Raw genomic sequence first — 25,532 nt, 5'->3', positions numbered from 1 at the left:
GCTCCCGGCGGGCCCTGACGCGTACCAGGTCAGGAGTTGTAGATCGCGTAACCGATGATCATGCCGATGACCGCGCCGACCACGCTGGCGGCGGCGGCGTACCAGCCGAGCGGCTTGTCGCCGAGCACCGCGCCGACGATGCCGAGCACCAGGCCGACCAGGCCGAACAGCGGCGGCAGGAAGAAGATCGCGATGACCGCGAAGACGAACGCGAGAATCGTGCAGACGCGGGCGGCGCTGCTGCGCGGGCGGGCGGTGGCGTGGATGTCGGCCATGGTGTCCTCCGTAAATGGGTCTCCTCGGGTGGGGCGAGGGAGAGATACCCGGATCGGCCCGCCGTCCAAACCGGACGTCCGGGCAGGCCGGAGGTGGTCAGTGGAAGAGCTTGAGGCCGACCACGCCGGCGACCACGAGCAGGAGGCAGGCGATCCGGGGCAGGCTGGCCGACTCGCCCAGCGCCACCATGCCGACCACGGCGGTGCCGACCGCCCCGATGCCGACCCACACCGCGTAGCCGGTGCCGAGCGGGATGTCGCGCAGCGCGTACGCCAGGCCGGCCATGCTGGCCACCAGCGAGACGGCGAAGACGGCGGAGGGGAGCGGCCGGGTGAAGCCGGCGCTGCGGTCGAGGGCGATCGCCCAGGCGGTTTCCAGCAGTCCGGAGAGCACCAGCACGAGCCAGGCCATGGGTCACCTCTGACGGGACGGGCCCGGCCACCGGGCCGGGACGGGCGGTCACACGGGGCGTCTTGGCCTGACCGGGTACGCCCACCACTCGTCCGGGGCGGCGCGGGGCCGCCGAGGCCGACGCTAGCACCGCCGGGGCTGCCCGGCCGGCACGGTGACGAACCCCACCATCGCTGGAGTTCACGCGAACTTCAGGTTGCACCATGGTCGGCATGACCGTGCTCTTCTCCGACGAGGACGTCGCCGCCGCCCTGGACGCCCCGCTCACCGTCGCCGCCATGCGGGACGCGCTGCTGGCCGCGTACGAGGGGCGGCTCATCGCCCCGCCCCGGGCGTCCGCCCCGCTCGGCGGCGGCCGGATGGTGCTCACCGCCGGGCACCTCACCGGCGAGTGGTACGGCTTCCGGTCGTACGACACGTTCGGGCACCCGGAGAGCGGGCAGCTCGTGGTGCTGCACGACGCGGCCACCGGGGCGGTACGCGCCATCGCGGTCGGCGAGGAACTGGGCTCGCGGCGTACCGGGGGGCTGGGCGGGGTGGCCGTGGACGCGCTGGCCCGCCCCGACGCGGCCACCCTCGGCGTGGTCGGCTCCGGCCGCCAGGCGTGGACCCAGGTCTGGGCCGCCGCCGCGGTGCGCCCGCTGCGCGAGGTGACCGTGCACAGCCGCTCGGCGGCCCGCCGGGAGGCGTTCGCCGCCCGGGTCCGGGCCGAGCTGGGCGTGCCGGCCCGCGCCGTCGACTCGGCCGCCGCGGCGGTGCGCGACCGGGATCTCGTGGTGCTCGCCACCACCAGCACCACCCCGGTGCTGGCCGCGGCCGACCTCGCCCCGGGCACCCACGTCAACACCGTCGGCTTCAAGCAGGTCGACCGGCACGAGTTCGGCCCCGACCTGCTGGACGCCGCCGACCTGCTGGTCACCGACTCGCCCGCGCAGGCCGCCGCGTACGCCCCGCCGATGCTCGCCGCCGTCGAGCCGTACGCGGGCCGACTGCGCGACCTGGGCGCGGTGCTGGCCGGGGCGGTCCCGGGACGGACCGGCGCGGACCAGATCTCGGTCTTCTGCTCCACCGGCCTGGCCGGCACGGAGGTCTTCCTGCTCGACCGCCTGGCCCGGGTCGGCGCGGCCGCCCGCTGACCCGCGGCTCGGTGTGAGCCGGTCGATGCCGGCGGCCCGCCGTCGCGGGGTTCCCGCCCCGGCCCGGTACCCTCGGATGGTGTCTGCCACCTCCCCTTACGACGACTCCAGCTCGGCGCGTCTGACGCCGCGCCGCGACCTGGAGCCGTCGTCTTCTGCTGCTGCCGGCGCCGACGGCCGTCGCGTCGCCCTGCTGACCCTGGGCTGCGCCCGTAACGAGGTCGACTCGGAGGAGTTGGCAGCCCGGCTGCACGCCGACGGGTGGCAGGTGACCACCGACGGCGAGGGCGCCGACGTGGTGGTCGTGAACACCTGCGGTTTCGTGGAGAAGGCCAAGCAGGATTCGATCCAGACGCTGCTGGCCGCCGCCGACACCGGCGCCAAGGTGGTCGCCGCCGGTTGCATGGCCGAGCGGTACGGCCGCGAGCTGGCCGACAGCCTCCCCGAGGCGCAGGCGGTGCTCAGCTTCGACGACTACCCGGACATCGCGGCCCGGCTGGACGCCGTGGTGGCCGGCGAGGCGCTGGACGCGCACACCCCGCGCGACCGGCGCGAACTGCTGCCGCTCACCCCCGTCAAGCGGCGGGACGCGGCCGTGTCGCTGCCCGGCCACGGCACCCCGACGCGGGTCGCCGCCGAGGCCGACGAGCACACCCCGGCGCACCTGCGGCAGGTGCTGCGGCACCGGCTCGACACCGGGCCGGTGGCCTCGCTCAAGCTGGCCAGCGGCTGCGACCGGCGCTGCGCGTTCTGTGCCATCCCGGCGTTCCGTGGGGCGTTCGTCTCCCGTACGCCGGACGAGCTGCTCGCCGAGGCGGAGTGGCTGGCCAAGACCGGCGTCCGCGAGCTGGTGCTGGTCAGCGAGAACTCCACCTCCTACGGCAAGGACCTGGGCGACCCCCGCGCGCTGGAGAAGCTGCTGCCGCAGCTCGCCGCCATCGACGGCATCGTGCGGGTGCGCGCCAGCTACCTCCAGCCCGCCGAGACCCGGCCCGGCCTCGTCGAGGTGATCGCCACCACGCCGGGCGTGGCCGCGTACTTCGACCTGTCGTTCCAGCACTCCAGCGAGCCGGTGCTGAGGCGGATGCGCCGGTTCGGCTCCACCGACCGGTTCCTGGAGCTGCTCGCCTCCGCCCGCGCGCTGGCCCCGGAGGCGGGCGCGCGGAGCAACTTCATCGTGGGCTTCCCCGGCGAGACCCGGCAGGACGTGGCCGAGCTGACCCGGTTCCTCACCGAGGCGCGCCTCGACGCCATCGGCGTGTTCGACTACAGCGACGAGGACGGCACCGAGGCCGCCGGTCTGCCCGGCAAGGTCTCCGCCGCCACGATCAAGCGGCGCTACGACAAGCTCGCGGCGCTCGCCGACGAGCTGTGCTCGCAGCGGGCCGAGGAGCGGCTCGGCTCGACCGTCGAGGTGCTTGTCGACTCGGTCGCCGACGGCGTGGTCGAGGGGCGGGCCGCCCACCAGGCGCCCGAGGTCGACGGCTCGACCACCCTGGTCGCACCGGCCGGCGGCGGGGTCGACCTGGCCGCGCTGCGCCCCGGCGATCTGGTCCGGGCCACGGTCACCGCGACCGAGGGTGTCGACCTGGTCGCCGTACCGGATGAGATGATCTCGGCGGCGCCCGGCGCGGCACGGTGACGGCGGGTCCGGACAGAACGGGGAGGCCACGTGGGGCGGTGCCGGACATGACCGGGGCGGAGTCGACGGTGGCGGCCCCCGTGCCCCTGCTCAACGCGGCCAACGTGCTGACCGCGGTGCGGCTCGTCCTGGTCCCGGTGTTCGCGGTCACCGTCGTCGCCTCCGCGATGAGCCACGCCGGCTGGCGGATGGCGGCCTGCCTGATCTTCGTGGTCGCCTCGGCGACCGACCTGGTGGACGGCTGGATCGCCCGCCGGTTCGGGCTGGTCACCTCGCTCGGCAAGGTGGCCGACCCGATCGCCGACAAGGCCCTCACCGGCGCCGCCCTGGTGCTTCTCTCCTGGTACGACCGGCTGCCCTGGTGGGTGACCGTGGTGATCCTCGCGCGCGAACTGGGCATCACCGCCCTGCGCTTCTGGGTGATCCGGCACGGCGTGATCGCGGCCAGCCGCGGCGGCAAGATCAAGACGGCGCTCCAGATCCTGGCGATCACCTGGTACCTCTGGCCCATGCCCGACGCGCTGGCCCCGGTCGGCCCGTGGATCATGGGCGCGGCCGTGGTGGTCACGGTGGTCACCGGCTTCGACTACATCGCCCAGGCCCTCCGCCTGCGCCGCCCCACTCGCTGACCCGGCCGGGGCCGCGCCGGGGATACCCTCATGATCGGCGAATCCGTTCGCCGGATGAGTAGGCGGCGGCTGTGCGGGAAGAGAGGGCCGGCATGGAAACGGATGCGAATCACGAGCGGCCGGCCGGCAGTCCGGCGGCCTCGGTGGTGCACAGCCTGCACGAGCGCAAGGAGACCCTGGCCACCGTCGAGTCGCTGACCGGCGGGCTGCTCTCCGCCGCGATCGTGGAGATCGCCGGGGTGAGCGGGATCTTCCAGGGCGGCCTGGTGGTCTACGCCACCGAGTTGAAGTCGGAGCTGGCCGGCGTGCCGGAGGGCCTGCTGGCCGAGCGGGGGCCGGTCGACCCGGACGTGGCCGCCGCCCTCGCCGAGGGCGGGCGGCGGCGGTGCGGCGCCGACTGGGGTCTGGCCACGACCGGCGTGGCCGGGCCGGAACCCCAGGACGGCAAGCCGGTCGGCCTGGTCTACGTCGCCGCGTCCGGGCCCGACGGCACCGAGGTACGCGAGCTGCGCCTCGACGGTGGCCGGGACCACATCCGCGCGGCCGCGGTGATCGAGGCGCTGCGCCTGCTCGCCGAGCGGATCCACGCCGCGGTCGAGGCCGACGAGGCGGCATCCGCGGGCGAGGCCGACGAGGCGGAATCCGCAGCTGACGCCGACCGGGCGGGGGCCGGCCAGCGGTGAGCCGGGCGCCGACCCGCCCGGTTGCGGGAACACCGGCCCGGGGTCGTGGATCGGTCCGCGCGTCCGGTTCCGCAGGATTGGAGAGGCGGGGTGGGATGTCGGCGGGGCGACCAACGGGTACGGTTGCGGGAAGGCTCCGGCGGGCGACGTCGGCGCCGGGCCGGTCCGCCGCGCCCGGTGCGGCACGCGCGGCCGGAGATGGTGGTCCCGTACAGGGGGAGGTGCGATGGTCCTGCTACGCCGCGTGATCGGTGACGCACTGCGGGCGCGCCGGCAGGGGCAGCACCGCACCCTCCGCGAGGTCTCGTCCGCCGCCAACGTGAGCCTGGGTTACCTCTCCGAGATCGAGCGCGGCCAGAAGGAGCCCTCCAGCGAGCTGCTGGCCGCGATCTGCGACGCGCTCGGCGCCCGCCTCTCCGAGCTGCTCCGCGAGGTCAGCGACACGGTCGCGCTGGCGGAGCAGATGCCCGGGGTGCTGGTCCCGATGGCCGACGAGCCGGTCGAGTCGACGCCGGTCGCGCCGGCGGCCGTGCGCAAGGCGACCAACCGGGGGGTCCGCCAGGTCACCTCCGACGGCTCGGTGGCCGTCCAGGTCCGCCAGGACTCGCCGCTCAAGGCGACGCTGCGCAGCACCCGGGTCCGCCCCGCGGACCGGGACGTGGTCTGCGCCGCCTGATCCCGCCCGCCGCGTCGTGGCCGCCGGTGGCGACCGGATCGTACTGTTGATCAGGGTCGTACGGGTGCCGGTTCGGCGTCCGACTGGGACGATGGAGGCACACCGCGCGACTCGCCGGTCGACCCCGGTCGAGGCGACGCGACGCTACTGAGGGGACAACGCGGAGATGGCGAACCCGTTCGTCAAGGGCTGGAAATACCTGATGGCGCTCTTCGGCGCGAAGATCGACGAGCACGCCGACCCGAAGGTGCAGATCCAGCAGGCCATCGAGGAGGCCCAGCGGCAGCACCAGGCGCTGGTCCAGCAGGCGGCCGCGGTGATCGGCAACCAGCGCCAGCTGGAGATGAAGCTGTCCCGGCAGATGACCGAGGTCGAGCAGCTCCAGGGCAACGCCCGGCAGGCCCTGGTCCTGGCCGACCAGGCCCGGGGCCGCGGCGACGAGGCCGAGGCGGGGCGCTACGAGCAGTCCGCGCAGCTGCTCGCCAGCCAGCTGGTCTCTGCCGAGCAGGCCATGGAGGACCTCAAGACCCTGCACGACCAGGCGCTCGGCGCGGCCGCGCAGGCCCGCAAGGCGGTCGAGAACAACTCGATGATCCTCCAGCAGAAGCTGGCCGAGCGCACCAAGCTGCTCAGCCAGCTCGAACAGGCCAAGATGCAGGAGACCGTGGCCCGCTCGCTGGAGTCGATGTCGGCCCTCACCGCGCCCGGCACCACCCCGTCGCTCAACGAGGTCCGGGACCGGATCGAGCGCCGCTACGCCGACGCCATGGGCCGGGCCGAGCTGGCCGGCAACTCCGTCGAGGGCCGGATGCTGGAGATCCAGAAGGCGACCCTCGACTCGGCCGGATCGGCCAGACTGGAGCAGATTCGGTCGAGCATGGCCGGCGAGCAGCTCGGCGGCCGGCAGGAGCGCCCCGCCGTGGCGCAGCCGGCCGACCCGGCCGCCGCCGCCCGCCTGGACGAGATCCGGTCCACCATGAGCCGGGAGCGCGGCACCGGGGAGAGCACCACGAGCTAGGGGACGGGGGAGACCGATGGTGGACGAGCGGGCGCGGCACTTCCGCCGGCTGCGCAGGCTGCGCCGGTCCGCGCGGCGCTGGAGCGTCCTGGCCGGTGGGCTGGGCGGCGCCGCCGCCGTGCTGACCCCGTACGCCGGGCTGGGCCTGCCGGACGCGGCCTGGGCCGGCGCCGCGGGCAGCGCCATCGCCGTCGCCGCCTGGCGCTGGGTCGACCTGCGCGCCCTCGCCGCCGTGCCGGCCCCGCCGGCCCTCGACCCGGCGGAGGCCGCCGCCCGCTCCCGGGCCCGGCTGGTCGCCGCCGTCGAGCGGCTGCCCGTGGGCCCGGGCGTCCTCGCCGAGGTACGCCGGGTCCGCTCCCGCCTCGCGCTGCGCGGCACCACGGCGGCCGAGGCGTGGGCCCGGCTCGACCGGGCCGCGCTGACCCTGGCCGGGCTGGCCGGCCGGCTCACCGGGCTGGCCGAGCCGGCCGTCCGCGAGGCGGCCGAGGCCGACCGCTCCCTGCGTGACCTGGCCAACCGGGTGGCCGGCGTGGAACGCGCGCTGAAGCTCGCCCCGGCCGAGGCGCGCGGGTCGCTCGCCGAGGCGCACGCCACCCTGGTCGGCCAGCTCGAGAGCGGGGTGGCCGCGTACGAGCGGCTCGTGGTGGCCGCGGCCGGCTACGTGGCCGAGGACGCCCACCCGAGCACCCAGGACCCCTCGGCGGCCCGCCTGACGGAGGCCACCGACCTGCTGCACGGCGTGGCGGGCGCCCTGGCCGAACTCCGCACCACCCAGACCCCCCTCCGCACCCCCTGACCCTCCGCGGGCCCGGCGGTCAGTCGGGGGTCGTCACCTGGGTGGGGGTGGTCCAGGGGGACGTGCCCACCACGTTCGTGGAGCGGATGCGGTAGTGGTAGGTGGTGCCCCGGGTCAGGCCCGTGTTCGTGAAGCCCCTTCCGGTGACGCTGAAGGTGGCCACGTCGTGGGTGAAGCCGGCGTCGGTGGCGCGCTGCACCACGAAGCCGGCGCCCGCCCCGGTCGGCGTGCTGGCCGACCAGCTCAGGATCACCGTGGCGGTGTCCGGGGCGGGCGCGGTGGCGGTGGCGAGCACCCCGGTCGGCAGGCCGGGGCGGGGCGGGGTGGTCACGGTGGCCACCGTCGACCAGGGTGACGCCGCGCCCAGGTAGGTGGTGCGTACCCGGTAGTAGTAGGTGGTGTCCGGGGCGACCGCCGGATCCAGGTGGGCCTCGCCGACGGCGATGGCGGTGGTGCCCGGCCCGCTGGTGAACGTCGGGTTGGTGGCCCGCTGCACGTCCACTCCGGTGGCGAAGGAGCGGTTGGCCCAGCGCAACGCGACCCGCAGCGGCGCGGCCGGCGGCACCACGGCGGCCAGCTTCGCCGGCGCGCCCAGCTGCACCGAGGCGGGGACGCTGTTCGACCAGGCCGAGCAGCTCACCGCGTTCTCGGCCCGGATCCGGTAGTGGTAGGTGACGCCAGGGGTGACGGTCGCATCGGTGTACCGAGTGGCGGCGGCCGCCACGGTGATCTCGGTGAGCCCGGCGGTGAAGGCGGTGTCGGTGGCCCGTTGCAGGCGGTGGCTGGTGGCCGGCGGGCGGCTGCCGTTGCCGGTCCAGGCCAGCGCGATGGCGGGCAGCGCGGTGGCCGAGCCGGGCGCCGGGGTCGCGGTCAGCCCGGTCGGCGCCTTGGGCGCCACCCGCAGCACCAGCGGCCGGCTCATGCCCTGGTCGCGCAGCCCCGCCGAGCGGGTCTGCCAGCGGTACTCCCAGCCCAGGTTCACCAGTTGGTTGACCACCGCGGCGGGCCGCCCGTCGATGGGGCTGACCGGGCTGGCGTCCAGCCGGGCGCCGGCCGGGCGGGTCGGGTCGAGCAGCCGTACGCTGTCGCCGATCTTGAAGGGCAGGGTGGGCGGGACGGGGCGCAGGGCCACGATCGCGTCCTCCCGCGGGTTGACCCGGACGGTGTCCTTCCAGCCCAGCTCGCCCGCGTCCGGAGGGCGGACCGTGCCGTCCCAGCCGACCCGGTTGACCAGTTGCACGTCGCAGCCCTCGATGTGCACGGGGTGGGTGCGGGGCGCGTCGCCGACGATCCGCCACAGCTGGGTGCCGTCGGCCGGCGCGCCCACCGGCACGGTCGGATCGGTCGCGTACAGCACCTCGGTGGCCGGGTCGACCGGCCCGAGCGGCAGGGTGGCCGGGGTGCGCGGCCCGGCGTTCGGGTGGCCGACCCCGAGCCGCCCCACCGCCCGGCCGTGCCGGGGCTCGAAGACCTGCCCGACCGACTTCACGGCCAGCGGCAGGGTGACCGGTGCGACCGCGCCGGCCGGGGTGAAGGTGACCGAGGCGACGCGCGCCGGCACCAGCGTCTCGCCGGGGGTGCGGGTGCCGAAGGCCGCGTCGTAGGCCGGTTGCGGCACGATCGGCGGTCGCTGGCTCTCCGCGTACGCGCGGGGCAGCCGGGCGGCCAGCCGCTCCCGGTCGTACGGGGCGGCCGGGGTGCCGGTGACCCGGAACTGGAGCAGGGTCCGGGTGTTCGGCCCGTAGCCGGGACGGGAGGCGGGGAGGCCGCCGGTGGCGGTGCGGTCCGGGGCGTCGCTGTGGTGGTCGTAGCGGGGGTCGAACCGGGGCAGCGGCGCGGGGCAGTCGTTGTAGAGGATCAGCGTGCTGCCCGGCGGGACGGTCGCGAAGTCCACCACCACGTCGGCCCGCTCGCCGGGGGCGAGCAGCAGGGTGTGCCCGTCCACGTTGAGCACGGTCGGGTCCTGGCGGTCGTACCGGTAGCCGATCGGGCGGTTCGGCCGCACCACGGGGGCGGGCAGCAGGCCGCCCTCGTTGCCGATCTGGATCAGCTCGGGGCCGGCGGCGGCCGGGTCGGGCACCCCGCCCTCGCGCCCGTCGACCGGCCAGTACGCCGGCCGCCCGGCGGCCCGGGCCGCGTCGACCATCGGCACCTCGCCGGCGCGCGGGTCGCCCGGCGCGTCGCTCTCGGTCCACATGGGCCGGTCCGAGGCGGCCCGGTAGAGCTGGAGGTTGAGCGTGCGGTCGGCGCAGGCGTTGAGGATCCGGAACCGGTACGCCCGCGGCGCGACCTCCAGGTACGGGTAGGCGACCCCGTTGACCAGCGGCGTGTCCCCGTACGCCTCGGGCACGGCCGACGGGTGCGGCACGCCCGGGGCGAGGGGTGGCTCGTCCGGCTCGGCGACCGGATCGTGGTGCGGGTTCGGGACCGGGGCGACCCAGGGGCTGGCCCCGCCGTCCGGGTCGTGGGTCCACGGGCCATAGTCCCAGCGGCCGGTCGGGTTCCCGCCGGTGCTCCGGTACGGGTTCTGCCGGGGCTGGTAGACGTGCGGGTGCCAGAGACTGCCCTTGGCGCCCCAGCGGTCCCGGTCCCAGGTGGGATCCTGCGCGGCGAGCTGGGCGTCGTCCGGCACGAACGTCTTGTCCTCGATCACCAGGGGAAGCTGGTCGGCCGGCAGCACCCCCTCGTCGACCAGCCGTTCCTCGGCCGGGTCGGTGAGCAGGTAGAGCGCCAGCTGCCCGGAGTAGACGGTGAGCCGGGACAGACCGAGGGTGTTGTCGTGCAGCCACATGAGCCGGCCGCTCTGCTCGTTGGGGAAGTAGAGCGTGGTGGCGCCCGCGCCCGGCGGCGGCATGTCGGGCACGGGGGTCACCCCCACCCCCGTCGGGTACGGGGTGATCTCGCCGGCCGGGGTCACCCACTGCCAGGGGTTGCCGGCGCTGATCCACGCCGTCTGCGCCCCGGCCAGGTGCGGCACGGCGCGGTTCCCCGGGTACGGCGCCGGCCCGTCCAGCGGCCCGGTCCCGGCCCCGTCGACCGTCTCGTCGACGGGCAGGAAGAGCTCGCCGGCCCGGCCGGTGGGCAGTTGGTTGATGAACTTGATCCGGACCGGCCGGCCGCGCCGGGCGACGATCATCGGGCCGAGGTGCCAGGGCCGGTCCGGCGGGCTCACCGTGTTGTGGCCGGACGCGTCGGTGCCCAGGTTGAGCTGGCGGTAACCCCGCAGCCGGGTGGCCGGCAGGTCGCGGTGCAGGCGTTGCGCGTACTCCTGGAGGCCGATCTCGTAGTAGTCGCAGCCCGGCCAGGTGATCGTGTCGGGGACCGCGACCGGCAGGCGGGCGCCCAGCCCGGCGGTGGTCAGCGGGCCGGGCACCGGCAGCGGGTCGACGAACTTGCGGATGCCGGTGCCGGGCACCGGCCGGCCGTCCCGGTCGAGCGCGGGCAGCGGGCTCGCGGCGAAGTTCGGCACCGGGCCGAAGCAGCGCGGCACGGCGGCCGGGTCGAGGCTGGCCGGGGTCGGACCGGTCTCCTCCTCGGCGGCGCGGGCGGCGGGCACCGTCGGCGCGTGGTCCTCGGTGGTCCGGGCGAACCGGTCCGTCCATCCCGGCCGGAGTCTGCGGAACAGCACCATGGCTCTCCCCGGGGTCGGGGCGCGCCTGCCGTCACCCCGACGTGGCGGGCGTACGCGCTGCTGACGATCGGTGAGCACTCCACCGCAGCATGCGACGCCGAAGGTGCGGAGGGAACTACCCAATCGTCCCTATCTCGGGCGATCTTGGGTGGTTCGTGGAAGTTCCACGCGCCGTCCCGCTCAGTGGTCCGGCTGGCACGCCGGGCACCAGTAGGTCACCCGCTCGCCCAGCTCCTCCTTGCGGATCGCCGTGCCGCAGCGGCGGCACGGCTGCGCCCGGCGGCCGTAGACGTAGCTGGTCTGCCCCCGGTGCAGCGAGCCGGTCGTGCTCTGCGTCCAGCGGCCCCGGTTCGCGGCGAGCAGCCGCTGGGCGAGGCCGACCGTGCCGGCCAGGTCGGGCACCGCCCGCACCGGCGTCCACGGGGAGACCCCGCGCAGGAACAGCACCTCGCACTTGTAGAGGTTGCCCACCCCGGCCAGGTTGCGCTGGTCCAACAGCGCCTCGCCGATCGTCTCGTCCGGGTGGGCGGCCAGCCGGCGGACCGCCTCCTCCGGGTCCCAGTCGGGGCCGAGCAGGTCCGGGCCCAGGTGGCCGACCAGCGACTCCTCCTCGGCGGTCGGGATGAGGGCCAGCTCGTGCAGGTGGTAGCCGACCGCCACCGCGCCGGGGGAGCGGAGCACCACCCGGATCAGGTGCGCGGGCCGGGCCGCCCACCGCTCACCCGGGGCGTACGCCCGCCAGGCACCGTCCATCCGCAGGTGCGAGTGCAGCGTCCAGTCCCGCCCGCTCGCGGCCGCGGCCCGCGTGGCGTCGGCTCGCGTGGTGTCGGGCCGCGTGGCATCGGCTCGCGTGGCATCGGCCTGCGTGGCGTCGGCTCGCGTGGTGTCGGCTCGCGTGACGTCGGCCCCCGCGGTGGCACCTGCCGGGGCGGCGGCGGCGTCGGGCGGTGCGGTGAGGCGGAGCAGCAGGTGCTTGCCCCGGCTGGCCGATTCGCGCACGGTCCAGCCGGTCAGGTCGGTCGCGGCGAGCTGCGGCACGCGGAAGTCGGAGCCGGTGAGCCGGGCGCCGGCCAGGGCGCGCTGGAGGACGCGGGCGGTGTTCCACACGGTGTCGCCTTCGGGCACCCCTCCATCCTCCCTCGCCCGGCGGTCCCCCGCCGCGATCGCTCAGTCGCCCGTCACCGTCACCACCTCGCCGGGCCGCACGCCGAGCAGGTCGACCGCGCGCCCGGTGTTGACCGCCAGGGCCACCAGCCCGGCCGAGTCCACGTACGCGACCAGCCCACCGGCCGGAGCGTCGCCGAACGTGCGTCCGTGCACCGCCGCCCGGCCGGCCACCCGTACCCGCTCCGGCAGCCCGGACAGCAGCTCACCGGGGGCGGCGAGCTGGACGTTGCCGAAGTGGTCGACGGTCAGCACCTCGGCGGTGAAGCCCCTGTCGTCGGCGCGTACCAGCGGCGCGGGCAGCCGGACCAGCGTGGCCGGGTCCACGGCCGGGCCGGCCTCGGCCAGCGGCGCGCCGAGCGCCAACCGCGCGGCGACCGGGGCGAACACGTCCCGCCCGTGGAAGGTGCGGGAGACCGCCGGGGCGAGCCAGGCCGGGTTGGTCAGCTCGACCGCCCCGGTGATCCCACCGAGGGCCTCGGCGGCGTCCAGCAGCAGCCCGTTGTCCGGGCCGACCAGCAGCCCGCCCGGGGTGGCCAGCGCGACACCCCGCCGTGCCGTGCCGACGCCCGGGTCGACCACCGCCACATGCACGCCCACCGGCAGGTACGGCACGGTCTGCGCGAGCACCGCCGCGCCCCGGCGTACGTCGGCCGGCGGCACCAGGTGGGTCACGTCGATCACCCGGGCGGCCGGGGCGAGCCGGGCCAGCACCCCGTGGCAGGCCGCCACGAAACCGTCGGTCAGGCCGTAGTCGGTGGTCAGCGAGATCCAGGGACCGCCGGCGGGGCCGGTCATGCCGGGGCTCCCGGCGCGGTCAGCCGCCGTTCCAGGCGCAGTTCGTCGTGCAGCGGGATGTCGTCCTCGCCCAGGTGCGGGATGCTCGGCTTGACCGCCCGCGCCCGGTCCACCGCGCCAGGGTCCACCGCCACGATCCGCAGTCCCCGGCGCTGATAGAAGCGGAGCGCCCGGAGGTTGTCGTTGGTGGTGACCAGCCAGAGCCGGTCCGCCCCGGCGGCCGTGCCGACCGCCTCGGCGGCGGTCAGCAGGGCGCTGCCGGCGCCGTTGCCCGGGACCGCCGCGGCCAGGCTGACCACCTCCAGCCCGCCGTCGGCGAGCCGGTGCACCAGCGCCCCGGCGAACCCGCCCGCCCCGTCGACCGCCACGAGGGTGGGCAGTTCACGCAGGTCGTAGCGGGTGTCGTGGACCACCACGTACGGGCCGCCCCACTCCCGCCGGTGCAGCGCCGCGACGTCGGCGTGGTCGCTCGCCTCGGCGGGTCGTACCTGGATCGAGGCCATCCGTCCCCCTCGTCGTCCGCGCAGCACACCCTAACGACCACGGCACCCCCGCTCCGCACACTTCCCCCGCCCCGGTGGCGATCCGGCCCCCCGCCGACCTCGACGAGACCGACCCGCCGCCGCTCCTCTCCCGCCACTCAGGAAGCTCGTCCGGATCCCGGGACAGCCACAAGATCTTGGTAGGAAACGGCCCCTATAGGGGCCCTTTCCGTCCAAGATCTCCGCCGCGGGCCGCGGGCCGCGGGCGGGGGCGCGGCGCAAGCTAGCGGGGCGCGAGTGTGGGCGGGACGCGTGCAAGCGAGCGTGGGCGTCACGCAGGCCGGGTGAGGCGCTGCGTGGGGTGCGGGGTTGGATCCCGCCAGCGTGGGCGTGGGGAGCGACCCCGTGGGCATGGGCGGCTGCGTTAGGCGTGCGTTGCGAGATGCGGGCGGGGTGGGGTCAGCCGCGGAGGCGTAGGCCGCGGGGGGTGGCGCGGAAGCCGGCGGCGGTCAGCGCGTCCCGCAGCGGCGAGGAGTGCACGGCCTCGCCGTCGGCGCGTTCCACCGAGATCGCGCCCAGCGCCCCGGAGTGCACCGCGTCGGCGAGCGCCTTGCCGGCCGCGGCAAGGGCGTCGGTGTCGTCGGTGAACGAGAGGATGGTCCGCCCGCCCCGCTCGACGTAGAGCACCAGGTCGCCGCCGACCAGCACGACCAGCGCGCCGGCCTTGCGCCCGGCCCGGTGCCCGGTGGCCGGTGCCGCCCCGTCGCCGGAGTCGACCACCCGGTCGGGCCAGGGCAGCGCCGCGCCGTAGGGGTTGGCCGGGTCGGTGGCGGCGAGCACGACGGTCGGCCCGCCCCGGCCCCGGCTGTCGTCGGCGGGGTCGGCGAGGGCGCGGATCCGGTCCACGGCACCGGGCACGGCGAACTGGGCGGCGCCCAGCCCTTCGACGAAGTAGCCGCGCCGGGCGGCGCCGCGTTCCTCCAGCGCGGAGAGCACCGGGTAGACCGCCGCGAAGCCGCCGGTCACCTGCTCGGCCATCACGGCGCCCCGGGTGACCACGCCGTGCCGTTCGAGCAGCAGGTCGGCGAGGGCGGCGGCCCGCTTGGTGGGGTCGAGGTCGCGGTCGGGCAGCCGGGACCAGCGGCCGGCCACGGTGGGCGGGCCGCCGCGGCTGGGCAGCGCCGCCCGGCCGGGGCGGCGGTAGCGGGTGCGCGGGGCGGTCGGCCGGGACCGGTGCGCGCCGCCGCCACCGAGCGCCGCCCGCAGCGGGGCGAGGGTGTCGTTGGTGAGGTGACCGGCCCAGACCAGATCCCACACCGCCGCCGTCAGGGCGGTGTCGTCGGTGGAGCCGACCCGGTCGGAGAGCGACCGGAAGAAGAGCGCCTGCCCGTCGGCGAGCGCGTCGAGCACCGCCTCGTGCAGCGGGGTGAGGGCCAGCGCCTCGTCCGGCGGGGGCAGCAGCAGCGGCGCGACGTCCGCGTACGCGAGGGTGACCCAGCCGTCGCCCCCGGAGATCGCGCCGGACCCGGCCCAGACCACCTCCCCGCTGGCGCAGAGTTCGTCGAGCTGGGCGGGGGAGTAGTCGGCGACGCGGGCGGGCAGCACGAGGCGTTCCAGCGCGGACGCCGGCACGGCGGCGCCCTGCAACTGCTCGACGGTGGCGGCGACCGCCTCGATGCCCCGGGCCGACGAGCCGACCTGCTGCCAGCGGGGGAGGAACGCGGCGAGCGCGCGGGGCGGCACCGGCTCGATCTCCCGGCGCAGCGCGGCGAGGGACCGGCGGCGCAGCAGCCGCAGCACCTCGGCGTCGCACCACTGGGTGCCGACGCTGTCGGGGGCGAACTCACCGGAGACCACCCGCCCCGTCGCGGCGAGCCGGCGCAGCGCCTGCTCGACGACGAACACCCCGAGCCCGAACCGGGCGGCGCAGGTGGCCGCCGCGAACGGACCGTGGGTGCGGGCGTAGCGGGCGACCAGGTCACCGAGCGGGTCGGCCACCGGTGCCAGGTACGCCTCGGCGATCCCGACGGGCAGCGCCACGCCGAGCGCGTCGCGCAGCCGGGCGGCGTCCTCGACGACCACCCAGCGGTCCTCACCGGCTACGCGGACCCGCAGCACCCGCCGGGCCGCCTCCAGCTCGCCCAGCCACCCGGCCGGTACGCCCCGCTCGGCCAGCTCCGCCTCGCTCAGGTCGCCGACCACCCGGAGCAGCTCGACCACGTCCTCGGCGTCGCGGGGCCGGCGCTGCTCGGTGCGCCAGCGCAGCTGCCGTTCGGTCTCGGCCAGCACCGCGGGGTCGAGCAGTTCCCGCAGGTCGACCCGGCCGAGCAGTTCGCCGAGGAGCCCGGAGTCGAGGGCCAGGGCGGCGGCCCGCCGCTCGGCCAGCGGCGCGTCGCCCTCGTAGAGGAATGCGCCCACGTAGCCGAAAAGCAGCGAGCGGGCGAACGGCGACGGGCGCTCGGACTCCACCTCGACCAGGCGGACCTTGCGGGCGCCCAGGTCGCGCATCAGCCCGGCCAGCGCGGGCTGGTCGAAGACGTCCTGGAGGCACTCCCGGGCGGCCTCCAGGGTGACCGGGAAGTCGGCGTACTCGCGGGCCACGTCGAGGAGCTGCGCGGCGCGCTGGCGCTGCTGCCAGAGCGGCTGCCGGCGGCGCGGGTCGCGGCGGGGCAGCAGCAGGGACCGGGCCGCGCACTCGCGGAACCGCGAGGCGAACAGCGCCGAGGTGCCGACGGACTCCTCGACCAGCTGGGCGATCTCCTCGGGGTCGAAGACCACCACGTCGGCGCCGGGCGGCTCCTCGGCGGTGTCGGGCAGCCGGACCACGATGCCGTCGTCGGACGGCATCACCTGGGCGTCGACCCCGTAGCGCTCGGCGAGCCGGCGGCCGATCGCGAGGGCCCACGGGCCGTTGACCCGGGCGCCGAGCACCGAGTGCACGGCGAGCCGCCAGTCGCCCAGCTCGTCGCGGAACCGCTCGACCACGACGGTGCGGTCGTCGGGCAGCGACCGGGTGGCCTCCTTCTGCTCGCGCAGGTAGGTCATGAGGTTGCCGGCGGCCCAGTCGTCCAACCCGCCGGCGCGCAGCGCGGCGACGGCGTCGGCGTCGGACTGGCGTAGCAGTGCCCGGACCCGGGCGCCGATGGCGCGGCCCAGCTCGACGGGGCGGCCGAGCTGGTCGCCCTTCCAGAACGGCATCCGGGCGGCCTGGCCGGGGGCGGGGGAGACGAGCACGCGGTCGGGGGTGATCTCCTCGATCCGCCAGGACGACGAGCCGAGCAGGAACACGTCGCCGACCCGGGACTCGTAGACCATCTCCTCGTCCAGCTCGCCGACCCGGGCGGCCCGCTCGGCGCCGGCCAGGAAGACCCCGAACAGGCCCCGGTCGGGGATGGTGCCGCCGCTGGTCACGGCGAGCCGCTGCGCGCCGGGCCGGCCGGTGAGCACGTCGGCGGCCCGGTCCCAGACCAGCCGGGGCCGCAGCTCGGCGAAGGCGGTCGACGGGTAGCGCCCGGAGAGCATGTCGAGCACCGCGTGCAGCGCCGAGTCGGGCAGCTCGGCGAAGGGCGCGGCACGGCGGACCAGCACGGCGAGGTCGCCGAGCCGCCACGGCTCCAGGGCCACCATGGCCACGATCTGCTGGGCCAGCACGTCGAGCGGGTTGCGCGGGTAGTGCAGCTCCTCGATCGCGCCCGCGCCCATCCGCTCGGCGACCACGGTGCAGGAGAGCAGGTCGCCGCGGTGCTTCGGGAACACCACGCCCCGGGAGACGGCGCCGACCTGGTGCCCGGCCCGGCCCACCCGTTGCAGGCCGGCGGCGACGCTCGGCGGGGCCTCGATCTGCACGACCAGGTCGACCGCGCCCATGTCGATGCCCAGCTCCAGGCTGGAGGTGGCGACCACGGCCGGGAGCTGCCCGGACTTGAGCGCCTCCTCGATGTGCTTGCGCTCCTCACGGGAGACGCTGCCGTGGTGGGCCCGGGCGATCACCGGTGGCGCGCCGGCCGCCGCCCCGGACTGCGCCATCACCTCGGCCGGCTGCCGGGGCGCCCGCAACGGCCCGCCACCCGCCGGGCCGCCGTCGCCGGCCGGCGGGCCGTCCATCCCCGCCAGCAGCTCGGATACGCCCACCGGCTCGCCGCCCCGGGCCATGCGACCGCCGTCCGGGGTGGTTGCCTCCAGTTCCTCGGCGGCCAGTTCGTTGAGCCGGGCGCAGAGCCGCTCGGCGCTGCGCCGGGAGTTGGTGAAGACGATGGTCGACCGGTGCGACCGGATCAGCGAGAAGACCCGCTCCTCGACGGCCGGCCAGATCGACGCCCGGCGCGGGCCGATCCCGCCCAGCGCGTCCTCCGGCGGCTCCTGCTCGTCGAGGCGGGTCATGTCCTCCACCGGCACCTGGACGCTGACCTCGATGGTCTTGCTGGTGGGCGGCTGCACCACGTCGACCGGGCGGGCCCCGCCGAGGAAGCGGGCGCAGACGTCGATCGGCCGGACGGTGGCGGAGAGCCCGATCCGCTGCGCGGGCGTCTCCAGCAGCGCGTCGAGGCGTTCCAGGGAGAGCGCCAGGTGGGCCCCGCGCTTCGTGCCGGCGACCGCGTGCACCTCGTCGACGATCACCGTGCGGACGCCGCGCAGCGAGTCGCGGGCCGCGGAGGTGAGCAGCAGGAACAGCGACTCGGGCGTGGTGATGAGGATGTCCGGCGGGGTCCGGGCGAAGGCCCGCCGCTCGTCGGCCGGGGTGTCGCCGGTGCGCATGCCGACGGTGATGTCGGGTGGGGTGAGGCCGAGCCGGGTGGCGGCCTGCCGGATGCCGGTGAGCGGGGCGCGCAGGTTGCGTTCGACGTCGACGGCGAGCGCCTTGAGCGGGCTGACGTAGAGGACCCGGCAGCGCTGCCGGGCGTCGGCCGGTGGTGGCTCCTTGGCCAGCCGGTCGAGCGACCAGAGGAACGCCGCGAGGGTCTTGCCGGAGCCGGTCGGTGCGACGACGAGGGCGTTGCGCCCGGCGGCGACCGACCGCCAGGCGCCCTCCTGGGCGGGTGTGGGCGCGGCGAAGGCCGCGGTGAACCACTCCCGGGTCGCCGCGCCGAAATCCGCCAGGACCGCCGCGCCCCGGGTCACCTCGTCCGCCACGCCCTCCATCCTGCCTCGCCGGTGTGACAACCAGTCCCCGCCGGACGCTGATCTGTCCGGGACGGGGGCTTAAGCGACGGATGCGCCCTTGAACGCGTTAAGTCTCACTTAACTGCTTGCTTCTGCCGCGCAACATAAAGTAACTTCACCCGCAACGCAGCATGGGGTGGAGGGCTTGGATGACCGTGCAGGGGCGAGGCGCCGGGTCCGGGACCGACGTGCTCATCCGCAAGGTCGACAGTCATCTCGCCACCCTCCGCACCGGTCTGCACGGCCCCGAGTTGGAGCTGGCCGAGGACCTGGCCCGCTGCCTGCGTGAGCTGGTCGTCGCCACCGCCCACTCCAGCGCCGCCGACCGGGGGCTGGTCCGGGCGGCGGTGCACTACTTCGTCCTGCGCCGCGAGAGCCGCGGCAAGCTGCTGCCGGTGCGCTCCCTCGCCGCCGCCCAGCGCGTCGTCAACAAGGCGGTCCGTCAGCTCGACCGCCCGGACCTGCTGGTCGAGACGCCTCGCCGCGACCGCTCCGCCCCCGACCCCGCCCTGCGTTGAGCGGGAAGGCCCGGGCGCCGGGCGGGTTTCCCGAAAACCGCCCGGTTGGGCGGAGATGTGGCGTGTGATCGGTCCTGGCCGCAGCGCGCCCGGGCGCGCTGTCACCTCGACCGGGAGTGCGCGTGCTCGTCCTGCTGATCCTGCACCTGGTGGCGGCCCTGTCCGCGCCGCTGCTGGTCCGCCGGTGGGGTCCCCGCGCCTGCCTGCTGCTCGCCCTCGCCCCGGCCGCCACCTTCGGCTGGGCGGTGGCGCACACCGGCGCGGTCCGCGACGGCGGCGCGGTCGTCGAGACGTACCCGTGGATCGCGGAGCTCCACCTCGACGTGGCGCTGCGGGTCACCACCCTGTCCTGGCTGATGCTGCTCCTGGTCGGCGGCGTCGGCGCGCTGGTGCTGGTCTACTCGGCCCGCTACTTCCACGCCGGCTCGGCGGGCCTGGCCCGCTTCGCGGCCGTCATGGTCGCCTTCGCCGGGGCGATGCTCGGCCTGGTCGTCTCCGACGACCTGCTGCTGCTCTACGTCTTCTGGGAGCTGACCACGGTCTTCTCCTACCTGCTGATCGGGCACAGCACCGAGCGGCGGTCCAGCCGGTGGGCGGCCGCCCAGGCGCTGACCGTCACCACCCTGGGCGGGCTGGCCATGCTGGTCGGCTTCCTGCTGCTCGGCCACCACGTCGGCAGCTACCGCTGGTCGGTCGTCACGGCCGCGCCGCTGCCCGGCGGCGGCTACCTGGCGGTCGCGGTCCTGCTCGTGCTCACCGGCGCCCTCGCCAAGTCCGCGGTCTTCCCGTTCAACTCCTGGCTGCCGGTGGCGATGGCGGCGCCCACCCCGGTCAGCGCCTACCTGCACGCGGCCGCCATGGTCAAGGCCGGGGTGTTCCTGGTCGGGCTGCTCGGGCCGGCGCTCGCGCCGGCCGGACCGTGGCGGCCGGTCACCGTGGTCGCCGGGCTGGTCACCCTGGTCGCCGGGGGCTGGGCGGCGCTGCGGCAGACCGACCTCAAACTGCTGCTGGCGTACGGGACGGTCAGCCAGCTCGGTCTGCTCACCGTGGTGCTCGGCGCGGGCACCCCGAAGGCCGCCCTCGCCGGCGTCGCCATGCTGCTTGCGCACGCCCTGTTCAAGGCGGCGCTGTTCCTCGTCGTCGGCATCCTCGACCACAGCGCCGGCAGCCGGGACCTGCGCGACCTGTCCGGGGTGGGCCGGACCGCGCCGGTGCTCACCACGGTCGCCGCGCTGGCCGCCGCCTCGATGGCCGGCCTGCCGCCGCTGTTCGGCTTCGTGGCGAAGGAGGCGGTGCTCGGCGCGTTCACCGGGCGGCCGGTGGTGCTCGCCGTGCTGGTGGTGGGGAGCGCGCTGACCGCCGCGTACAGCATCCGGTTCCTCTGGGGGGCGTTCGGCTCGCGGCCGGGCGTCCCGGTGACCGACGTGGAGCGGCCGCCCGCCGCGATGCTCGTACCCCCGGCCGTGCTCGCCGTCGCCGGGCTGGCTGCCGGACCGGCCGCCGGCTGGCTGGGCAGCCTGCTCCGCCCGTACGCCGAGCTGTTCGGCCCGGTCGAGGAGAAACTGGCGCTCTGGCACGGGCCGACGGCGGCGCTCGGCCTCTCCGCCGTGGTGCTCGCCGGCGGGGTGGTGCTGCACCTGGCCCGCGGCCCGCTCGCCCCCGCGTTGACGCGGCTGCGCTCGCCGGTCGGGGGCAACGAGGGGTACGAGTGGGTCACCCACCGGTTCGACCGGTTCGCCATCGAGGTCACCGGCGCCACCCAGCGTGGCGCCCTTCCGCAGTACCTCGGCACCGTGCTCGTCGTCCTCGTGCTGGTGCCGGGCGGCGCGATGCTGGCCACCCGGCCGTGGCGGGCCGAGATCGCGGTCTGGGACAGCCCGACGCAGCTGGTGGTCTGCGTGGTGATCGGGGTGGCCGCGCTGCTCGCCGTGGGCGCCCGGCGCCGGCTCACCGCCATGCTGCTGGTCGGCGTCACCGGCTACGGCACCGCCATGATGTTCGTCCTCTACGGCGCGCCCGACCTGGCCCTCACCCAGTTCCTGGTGGAGACCGCCACCATCGCGGTCTTCGTGCTGGTGCTGCGCCGGCTGCCGGAGCGCTTCTCGGCCCGCCCGCTGCGCCGCAGCCGCTGGGTGCGCCGCGGCATCGGGGTGGCCGCCGGCCTCGTCATGGCGGGCCTGGCGCTGGCCGCGGCGGGCGCCCGGCGTACGCCGTCGATCTCGGCGGCCTTCCCCGACCTGGCCGTGGCGCACGGCTACGGCCGCAACGTGGTCAACGTGACCCTGGTCGACATCCGGGCCTGGGACACCATGGGGGAGATCTCGGTGCTGGTGGTGACCGCGACCGGCGTGGCCAGCCTGATCTTCGAGCGGTCCCGCACCGGGCCCCGGCCGCGCCGACCCGGCCCGGTCCGGTCGCGCCGGGACCGGCGGACGGTCTGGCTGCGGGGCGGGACGATGCTGGCCGAGGGCCGCCGCTCGATCGTCTTCGAGGTCGTCACCCGGCTGATCTTCCACACGGTGCTGCTCTTCTCGCTGTTCCTGCTGTTCTCCGGGCACAACGCACCGGGCGGCGGCTTCTCCGGCGGGCTGGTGGCCAGCCTCGCGCTGACCCTCCGCTACCTGGCCGGCGGCCGGTACGAGCTGGCCGAGGCGGCGCCGGTCGGGGCGGGCACGGTGCTCGGCGCGGGCCTGGCCGTCTCGGTCGGCGGTGGCGTGCTCGGGCTGCTCCTCACCGGCCGGGTGCTGGAGAGCGTGAAGGTCGACCTCTGGCTGCCGCTGGTCGGCCACTTCTACCTGGTCACGTCGCTCTTCTTCGACATCGGCGTCTACCTGATCGTGGTCGGGCTGATGCTGGACATCCTGCGCAGCCTCGGCGCCGAGGTGGACCGGCACGTCGAGGCGGCCGGCGAACCCGCCCGCGGGCTCGCCGTGCAGCGCGAGGGCGAGGCGCCGCGGTGACCCGGGGCGCGGCCGGGCCGACCCTGGTGCTGGTGGCCGCCGTCGGCGTGCTCGTGGCCACCGGGGTCATCCTGCTGCTGCAGCGGAGCCTGACCCGCATCCTGCTCGGCGTCATCCTGCTCGGCAACGGCGTGAACCTGCTGATCCTGCTCGCCGGCCGGTCCGGGGCCGCGCCACTCGTGGGCACCGCGCCGACCGCGGCGATGAGCGACGCGCTGCCGCAGGCCATGGTGCTCACCGCCGTGGTGATCACGTTCGGGCTGACCGCGTTCCTCCTCGCGGTCGCCTACCGGAGCTGGTACCTGACCGGCGACGACGAGGTGCAGGACGACCTGGAGGACCGCCAGATCGTCCGGCTCGCCGAGCGCAACGAGGTGTCCACGGCGGACCTCGGCGGCGAGGGGCCGGACAACGACCCGGAACAGGTGGACCCGGAGCCGGCGCTGCGCCGGCTCCGCCGGCGCGGTGAGGAGCCGTGAGCGCGAGGAGTGAGCCGGGTTTGCGAGCCCCGCAGTCGCGAACGAAGGCCAGCACGTGAGCGCGAGGAGTGAGCCGGGTTTGCGAGCCCCGCAGTCGCGAACGAAGGCCAGCGCATGAGTGCCCTGGTGCCGCTGCCGGTGGTGGTGCCGCTGCTCGGCGCGGCGCTCACCCTGATCCTGACCGGCCGGCCCGGGTTGCAGCGGCTGGTCAGCGTGGTCGGGCTGACCACCACCGTGGTGGTGGCGGTGGCGCTGCTGGTGCAGGCGTACCGGCACGGGCCCGTGGTGGTCCGGGTGGGCGGTTGGCCGGCGCCCGTCGGCATCGTGCTGGTCGCCGACCAGTTGGCCGCGCTCATGCTGGTGGTCTCGTCGGCGGTCACCCTCTGCGTGCTGCTCTACTCGATCGGCCAGGGGCGCGGGGAGATCGGCGAGACGGCGCCCGTGAGCATCTACCACCCCACCTACCTGGTGCTCACGGCCGGCGTGACCAACGCCTTCCTGGCCGGGGACCTGTTCAACCTCTTCGTCGGCTTCGAGATCCTGCTGGCCGCGAGCTTCGTGCTGATCACCCTGGGCGGCACCGAGACGCGGATCCGCACCGGCTCGACGTACGTGGTGGTCAGCATCCTGTCGTCGATGATCTTCCTGGCCGCGGTGGGGCTGGTGTACGCGGCCACCGGCACCCTGAACATGGCGCAGCTCGCCGGCCGGCTGGACGCCCTGTCGCCCGGCGTACGCCTGGCGCTCCAGCTCACGCTGCTGCTGGCCTTCGCCGTCAAGGCGGCGGTCTTCCCGGTCTCCGCGTGGCTGCCGGACAGCTACCCGACCGCGCCCGCCCCGGTCACCGCGGTCTTCGCCGGCCTGCTCACCAAGGTCGGCGTGTACGCGATCATCCGCACCGAGACCCTGCTCTTCCCCGGCGGCCAGGTCTCCGGCCTGCTCATGGTGGTGGCCGGGTTGACCATGGTGGTCGGCATCCTCGGCGCGGCGGCCCAGTCCGACATGAAGCGGCTCTTCTCCTTCACCCTGGTCAGCCACATCGGCTACATGATCTTCGGGGTGGCGCTGAGCAGCGTGGCCGGCCTGGCCGGGGCGATCTTCTACGTGGTGCACCACATCACCATCCAGACCACCCTGTTCCTGGTCGCCGGCCTCGTGGAGGAGCGCGCCGGCAGCACCGACCTGCGCCGGCTCGGCGGGCTGGCCCGGATCGCCCCGCTGCTCGCCGTGCTCTTCTTCGTGCCGGCCATGAACCTGGCCGGCATCCCCCCGTTCTCCGGCTTCCTGGGCAAGCTCGGCCTGCTCCAGGCCGGCGTGGCGGCCGGCGGGACGCTGCCCGCCGTGCTGGTCGGTGCGGGCGCCCTGACCAGCCTGCTCACCCTCTACGCCGCCTCCCGGGTGTGGAACATCGCGTTCTGGCGGGCGCCCCGCCTGGCCACCGCCGGCCCGGCCGTCCGGCTGCCCAGGCTGATGGTCGGGGCCACCGCCGCCCTGGTGGTGCTCGGCCTGGCGCTCACCCTGGCCGCCGGGCCGCTGTTCCGGGTCACCGTGGACGCGGCCACCGACCTGCGCCAGCGCACCCCGTACGTCCGGGCGGTCCTGCCGGTGGACGTGCCGTGACCGACGACCTGCCGGCGGGCCGGGCGGCCGGCGGCGGCGAGCCGGCGGACGGCCCGCCGCCGCCCGGCCCGGCGCCCGACGCCCCCGCGCCCGACGCCCTCGCGCCCGCCGTGGGCCGGGGCGGACGGCGGCGCGACCAGGCCATCGCGCTCGGCTGGCTGGTCGCCATCTGGCTGCTGCTCTGGGGCGACCTGACCTGGGGCAACCTGTTCGCCGGCCTCGTGGTCGGCGCGGCCGTGCTGCTCTTCTTCCCGCTCCCGCCGGTCACCTTCGGCGGGCGGCTGCGCCCGGGCCCGCTGCTGGTCCTCGCGGTCACCTTCGCCGGTGAGCTGGTCAGTGCCAGCCTGCACGTCGCCGCCGTCGCGCTGCGCCCCGGCTACCGCCCGCGCGGGGCCATCATCGCGGTGCCGCTGCGGGTCCGCACCGACCTCAACCTGGCGCTCACCGCCGAGGTGATCTCGCTGGTGCCGGGGACGCTGATCCTCGAGGTGGACCGCGACCACGGGGTGCTCTACGTGCACGTCCTCGACGTCCGCGGGCCGGAGGACCTGACCGGCAGCCGGGAGCGGATCCTCGCCGTCGAACGGCGCATCGTCCGCGCCGTCGGGTCCCCCGCGGAGGTACGCCAGCTCGAACTCGAACCCGTCGATCGGAGGAACCATCCGTGACCGCGCTCCTCGCCGTCGCGCTGACCGTGCTGCTCTCGGTCACCGCGCTGCTCGCCCTGGCCCGGATCTACCGCGGCCCCTCCCTGCTCGACCGGGTCGTCGCCGCCGACCTGCTGCTCGCCACCATGCTGGGCGCGGTGGGCGCGGAGGCGGCGGTCAACCGCCACGCCACCACACTGCCCGTGCTGGTGGTGCTCTCCCTGCTCGGCTTCGTGGGCTCGGTGTCCCTGGTCCGCTTCGCCGTCCGGGAGGAAGCGTGACCGCCCGGCGCCCCCCGAGGAAGGGGTGCACCCCATGATCGGGACGGTCGCGGACTGGCTCGGTGGCCTCTGCCTGCTGGCCGGGGCGCTGCTCAGCCTGGTCGCCGGAATCGGCGTGCTGCGCTTCCCGGACGTGCTGGACCGGATGCACGCCGCCACCAAGCCGCAGGTGCTCGGTGTGCTGCTGCTCCTCGTCGGCCTGGCGCTGCGCCTGCGTACGCCGTCGGACCTGGGCATGATCGCGCTGGTGGCGGTCTTCCAGCTCGCCACCGCGCCGGTCGCCGCGCAGATGATCGGGAGGGCCGCCTACCGTTCGGGGCGGATCGACCGGGACCTGCTGGACGCCGACGAGCTGGCCGGCCGCTGAACCGGACAGCGGGGAGCCTTCCGGCACCCTCAGCGAACGTCCAGCCGCCGCCGATAAAATGGCCACATGATCGACTCCTCTGCCCAGGAGGGCAGCAGTAGCCAGCCGGGTCATGCCCGGCAACCTCTGGACCCGACGGCCCCGGGAGCCCTGAACCT

21 protein-coding genes and 1 riboswitch are annotated in these 25,532 nt (G+C 75.7%); of the genes, 14 read left to right on the top strand and 7 right to left on the bottom strand.

Translation table 11 applies throughout. The features are described 5' to 3' along the window. Positions 1–29: 29 nt before the first annotated feature. Positions 30–275, bottom strand: coding sequence for a hypothetical protein (locus tag FXF50_RS14660; protein ID WP_091312087.1), 246 nt, complete (start codon positions 273–275; stop codon positions 30–32). Positions 276–372: 97 nt separating this feature from the next. Continuing rightward, positions 373–687 carry a multidrug efflux SMR transporter gene (locus FXF50_RS14655; RefSeq protein WP_148428139.1) on the bottom strand — a complete coding sequence of 105 codons (315 nt, stop codon included), beginning with the start codon at positions 685–687 and terminating at the stop codon, positions 373–375. 52 nt (positions 688–739) lie between these two features. Further along, a riboswitch (guanidine-III (ykkC-III) riboswitch) is annotated at positions 740–803 on the bottom strand. A gap of 96 nt (positions 804–899) precedes the next feature. Between FXF50_RS14655 and FXF50_RS14650 the strand changes: the two genes are divergently transcribed. The 7 genes from FXF50_RS14650 (at position 900) to FXF50_RS14620 (ending at position 7,267) form a co-directional block, all read left to right on the top strand. Further along, positions 900–1,823, top strand: coding sequence for an ornithine cyclodeaminase family protein (locus FXF50_RS14650; RefSeq protein WP_187399674.1), 924 nt, complete (start codon positions 900–902; stop codon positions 1,821–1,823). Positions 1,824–1,899: 76 nt separating this feature from the next. Then, the gene (rimO, locus tag FXF50_RS14645) at positions 1,900–3,465 is read left to right on the top strand and encodes a 30S ribosomal protein S12 methylthiotransferase RimO (RefSeq protein ID WP_370464096.1); all 1,566 of its coding nucleotides are present in this window, start codon (positions 1,900–1,902) and stop codon (positions 3,463–3,465) included. A gap of 47 nt (positions 3,466–3,512) precedes the next feature. Beyond that, complete coding sequence (pgsA, locus tag FXF50_RS14640) at positions 3,513–4,094, top strand: CDP-diacylglycerol--glycerol-3-phosphate 3-phosphatidyltransferase (protein WP_148428135.1); 582 nt, start codon at positions 3,513–3,515, stop codon at positions 4,092–4,094. A gap of 92 nt (positions 4,095–4,186) precedes the next feature. Then, positions 4,187–4,777, top strand: a complete 591-nt coding sequence (locus FXF50_RS14635) for a CinA family protein (RefSeq protein ID WP_148428133.1) — start codon at positions 4,187–4,189, stop codon at positions 4,775–4,777. Between the two features lie 226 nt (positions 4,778–5,003). Continuing rightward, the gene (locus FXF50_RS14630) at positions 5,004–5,453 is read left to right on the top strand and encodes a helix-turn-helix domain-containing protein (protein WP_091312071.1); all 450 of its coding nucleotides are present in this window, start codon (positions 5,004–5,006) and stop codon (positions 5,451–5,453) included. Positions 5,454–5,619: 166 nt separating this feature from the next. Then, a complete protein-coding gene (locus FXF50_RS14625) occupies positions 5,620–6,471 on the top strand; it encodes a PspA/IM30 family protein (RefSeq protein ID WP_148428131.1) in 852 nt (283 codons plus the stop codon). A 16-nt stretch (positions 6,472–6,487) separates the two neighbouring features. Beyond that, positions 6,488–7,267: a hypothetical protein gene (locus FXF50_RS14620; RefSeq protein WP_148428129.1), complete on the top strand. Its 780-nt coding sequence runs from the start codon at positions 6,488–6,490 to the stop codon at positions 7,265–7,267. 19 nt (positions 7,268–7,286) lie between these two features. Here FXF50_RS14620 and FXF50_RS14615 read toward each other — a convergent pair whose 3' ends face one another. The 5 genes from FXF50_RS14615 to FXF50_RS14595 all read right to left on the bottom strand — a co-directional run bounded on the left by FXF50_RS14615 (position 7,287) and on the right by FXF50_RS14595 (position 18,481). Next, positions 7,287–10,898 (bottom strand): multicopper oxidase domain-containing protein, encoded by a 3,612-nt coding sequence (locus tag FXF50_RS14615; protein ID WP_148428127.1) that lies wholly within the window; start codon positions 10,896–10,898, stop codon positions 7,287–7,289. A 180-nt stretch (positions 10,899–11,078) separates the two neighbouring features. Next, on the bottom strand, positions 11,079–12,023 hold the full coding sequence (locus tag FXF50_RS14610; RefSeq protein ID WP_148428125.1) for a zinc finger domain-containing protein: 945 nt from the start codon (positions 12,021–12,023) through the stop codon (positions 11,079–11,081). Positions 12,024–12,065: 42 nt separating this feature from the next. After that, positions 12,066–12,860: an S-adenosyl-l-methionine hydroxide adenosyltransferase family protein gene (locus FXF50_RS14605; RefSeq protein ID WP_148428123.1), complete on the bottom strand. Its 795-nt coding sequence runs from the start codon at positions 12,858–12,860 to the stop codon at positions 12,066–12,068. After that, positions 12,857–13,363 carry a GNAT family N-acetyltransferase gene (locus FXF50_RS14600; RefSeq protein WP_148428121.1) on the bottom strand — a complete coding sequence of 169 codons (507 nt, stop codon included), beginning with the start codon at positions 13,361–13,363 and terminating at the stop codon, positions 12,857–12,859. The genes FXF50_RS14605 and FXF50_RS14600 overlap by 4 nt, the downstream gene beginning before the upstream one ends. A 438-nt stretch (positions 13,364–13,801) precedes the next feature. Next, on the bottom strand, positions 13,802–18,481 hold the full coding sequence (locus FXF50_RS14595) for a DEAD/DEAH box helicase (RefSeq protein WP_148428119.1): 4,680 nt from the start codon (positions 18,479–18,481) through the stop codon (positions 13,802–13,804). A 170-nt stretch (positions 18,482–18,651) separates the two neighbouring features. On the opposite strand from FXF50_RS14595, the gene FXF50_RS14590 reads away from it, so the two are divergent. The 7 genes from FXF50_RS14590 to mnhG all read left to right on the top strand — a co-directional run bounded on the left by FXF50_RS14590 (position 18,652) and on the right by mnhG (position 25,374). Next, a complete protein-coding gene (locus FXF50_RS14590; RefSeq protein WP_187399673.1) occupies positions 18,652–19,020 on the top strand; it encodes a hypothetical protein in 369 nt (122 codons plus the stop codon). Between the two features lie 122 nt (positions 19,021–19,142). Next, positions 19,143–21,980, top strand: a complete 2,838-nt coding sequence (locus FXF50_RS14585; protein WP_148428115.1) for a Na+/H+ antiporter subunit A — start codon at positions 19,143–19,145, stop codon at positions 21,978–21,980. Continuing rightward, positions 21,977–22,459 carry a Na(+)/H(+) antiporter subunit C gene (locus FXF50_RS14580; protein WP_148428113.1) on the top strand — a complete coding sequence of 161 codons (483 nt, stop codon included), beginning with the start codon at positions 21,977–21,979 and terminating at the stop codon, positions 22,457–22,459. The genes FXF50_RS14585 and FXF50_RS14580 overlap by 4 nt, the downstream gene beginning before the upstream one ends. A gap of 114 nt (positions 22,460–22,573) precedes the next feature. Next, positions 22,574–24,079 carry a Na+/H+ antiporter subunit D gene (locus FXF50_RS14575; protein ID WP_148428111.1) on the top strand — a complete coding sequence of 502 codons (1,506 nt, stop codon included), beginning with the start codon at positions 22,574–22,576 and terminating at the stop codon, positions 24,077–24,079. Further along, complete coding sequence (locus tag FXF50_RS14570; protein WP_148428109.1) at positions 24,076–24,747, top strand: Na+/H+ antiporter subunit E; 672 nt, start codon at positions 24,076–24,078, stop codon at positions 24,745–24,747. The genes FXF50_RS14575 and FXF50_RS14570 overlap by 4 nt, the downstream gene beginning before the upstream one ends. Beyond that, positions 24,744–25,007, top strand: coding sequence for a monovalent cation/H+ antiporter complex subunit F (locus tag FXF50_RS14565; RefSeq protein WP_107079252.1), 264 nt, complete (start codon positions 24,744–24,746; stop codon positions 25,005–25,007). The genes FXF50_RS14570 and FXF50_RS14565 overlap by 4 nt, the downstream gene beginning before the upstream one ends. A gap of 34 nt (positions 25,008–25,041) precedes the next feature. Further along, on the top strand, positions 25,042–25,374 hold the full coding sequence (mnhG, locus tag FXF50_RS14560; protein WP_187399672.1) for a monovalent cation/H(+) antiporter subunit G: 333 nt from the start codon (positions 25,042–25,044) through the stop codon (positions 25,372–25,374). Positions 25,375–25,532: the final 158 nt, after the last annotated feature.

This window comes from Micromonospora sp. AP08, from assembly GCF_008085935.1.
Lineage (GTDB): Bacteria > Actinomycetota > Actinomycetes > Mycobacteriales > Micromonosporaceae > Micromonospora > Micromonospora chersina.
Note: the sequence above shows the minus strand (reverse complement) of the source record. Positions and strands in the feature narration are given on the sequence as shown.